At 36.4% G+C, this 2281-nt stretch carries 2 protein-coding genes and 1 pseudogene; all 3 read left to right on the top strand.

Annotated elements, in window-relative coordinates; genetic code table 11:
• A pseudogene (locus ACFIMX_RS08640) lies at positions 1 to 259 on the top strand (hypothetical protein); the annotation flags it as partial.
• Positions 260 to 612: 353 nt separating this feature from the next.
• Entirely contained in the window at positions 613 to 2076 is a 1464-nt protein-coding gene (locus ACFIMX_RS08635) for a replicative DNA helicase (RefSeq protein WP_375694324.1), read from the top strand.
• Positions 2077 to 2161: 85 nt separating this feature from the next.
• Positions 2162 to 2281: single-stranded DNA-binding protein (locus ACFIMX_RS08630; RefSeq protein ID WP_375694325.1), on the top strand; the 120-nt coding region annotated here is incomplete at its 3' end.

The following is a 2281-nucleotide window of genomic DNA, read 5'->3' as shown; positions in this document are numbered from 1 at the left end:
TAGCTCTTCAAAAATTTATGGCAAGGTTTATGGCAATGCTAGCGTGGGTGGGTATGTTAAGGTCTATGGTTCTGTTTATGGCAATGCTAAAGTGACTGGTTATCACACTATTAGAGGTTTGGTACATGGCAATGCAAGATTAAAAAGAAATGAGTATTCATATACAGAACAAAACCCTTATTATGCATATGGGATTCCTGAGGATTGTGAAATTTATGAAAACGATACCGTTGTAAAGATTAGTGAAAAAGCAGCGTAAATAAAATAACGGGGCGGGGGGCTGCTTTATAGCAAAAAAGCCACGCCTTTTGTTTGCAACTGGAAACTTATACATTTTAAATGTTAAAATATATTACACAAAACGTGTAAAAATGCAAGCCTTAATACATAAAAACCGCATCAAAATGAATTGATACGGCTTTTATTATCAAAACAGCTAGCGATCTAAATAAACGATTAAAGTAACCAATCGAAATATAAAAGAACATCTCTTTATTGCACAAAACGTATCAAAAAGCAAGCTGTTAAGTAAAATAAAAATGGGATTCACACTGTAGATTCAGTGATTTATAATTATCATTTATCAAATCAATTTAAATCATAACGAATAAAATGAACGCTGTTAAATTACCTTCTTTTCAAACAGAAGAACAATCTTTTTTTCGTCAACTTCCCCATAATATTGAAGCTGAAAAAGCTTTGCTCGGTGCTATCATTATCAATAATAATGCTCTTGATAGCGTTTCTGATTTTTTAAAAGCAGAGCATTTTTTTGAACCGTTGCATCAAAAGCTTTTTGATATCATTTCACAAATTATTCAAAAGGGAAGAATTGCAGATCCCATTACAATTAAACCCTTTGTTGAAAATGATGCGAAAATTGGTGATATCACTGTATATAATTACGTGGTGCGTTTAGCTAAAGAAGCTGTAACAATCATTAATACTAAAGATTATGGAAGCGTCATTTATGATCTTTTTATCCGCCGGTCTTTGATTAATCTTGGCAATGAAGTTGCCAATACAGCTTTTGATGCGCCTCTGGAGTTCACACCTTCCCAACAAATTGAAACGATTGAAAATCAGTTATTTGAGCTAGCAGAAAAAGGAAAATATGGGGGTGGTTTTGAAAACTTTGATACAGCCATTGCAAAAGCACTTAATATGGCAAGCGCTGCGAAAAAGCGTTCCTCACAGCTTTCAGGGATAGCTACCCATATCAAAACCCTTGATGAAAAAATGGGAGGGCTACAACCATCTGATTTAATTATCCTTGCGGGGCGCCCTGGGATGGGTAAAACATCACTTGCTACCAATATTGCTTTTAATATTGCTAATGCTTGTAAGCGTGATAACAGCCAAGCCAATGAAGGGGGTATTGTTGGTTTCTTTTCACTTGAGATGTCAACAGAACAGCTTGCAACTCGTATTATTTCCGAACAAATAAAGGTTTCTTCTTCGGATATGCGCCGTGGTAATATCTCAGAAGAGCAATTTGCAAAAATTATTCACGCAATGCGTTCCTTACAAACAATCCCTCTTTATATTGATCAAACGGGTGGGGTGTCTATTGCACAATTGGCCGCCCGTGCAAGGCGTCTGAAACGACAACATGGTTTAGATGTCTTGATTATCGACTATATCCAACTCATGACAAGTGGTTCAAAGCGTTCATTAGAAAATCGCGTTCAAGAAATTACAGCCATTACCATGGGACTTAAAGCACTTGCAAAAGAACTCAATATTCCCATCATTGCTCTGTCACAACTTTCACGTCAAGTTGAAAACCGAACCGATAAACGTCCACAACTCTCCGATTTACGTGAATCTGGTTCAATCGAGCAAGATGCCGACATTGTTCTGTTCGTTTATCGTGAAGAATACTATCTCAAAAATGAAGAACCCAAAGAAGGCACCTCTGAGTATAGCAAATGGCAAGAGGCAATGGAGCAAGCCAAGGGCAAAGCTGAGGTTATTATAGCAAAACAACGCCATGGTCCGACAGGAATCGTTCCCCTTGCCTTTCAATCCGATTTTACACGCTTTAGTGATTTAAAACATAATGTAAAACATTAAATAATTGTTATTAGCCAACTGAAAACATTGTAAAAACACATAAAGTATGTTATGATCTTTACATCATTTAATGGAACTTACAAACATGCTTAATAAAGTGATTTTAATTGGCTATTTAGGTGCTAATCCAGAAAGCAAAACAATGTCATCTGGCATCGAGGTGGTCAATTTTCGAATGGCAACGTCTGAGAGCTATACAGACAAG

Source organism: Bartonella sp. AD24XZML, assembly GCF_042196485.1.
In the GTDB taxonomy this organism is placed as follows: domain Bacteria; phylum Pseudomonadota; class Alphaproteobacteria; order Rhizobiales; family Rhizobiaceae; genus Bartonella.
This window is presented reverse-complemented; position numbering and strand designations above follow the sequence as displayed.

What these genes read in the sequence shown, in the direction of transcription:
- ACFIMX_RS08635 (WP_375694324.1), top strand. Translation starts at nt 613, where the DNA reads ATGAACGCTGTTAAATTACCTTCTTTTCAAACAGAAGAACAATCTTTT.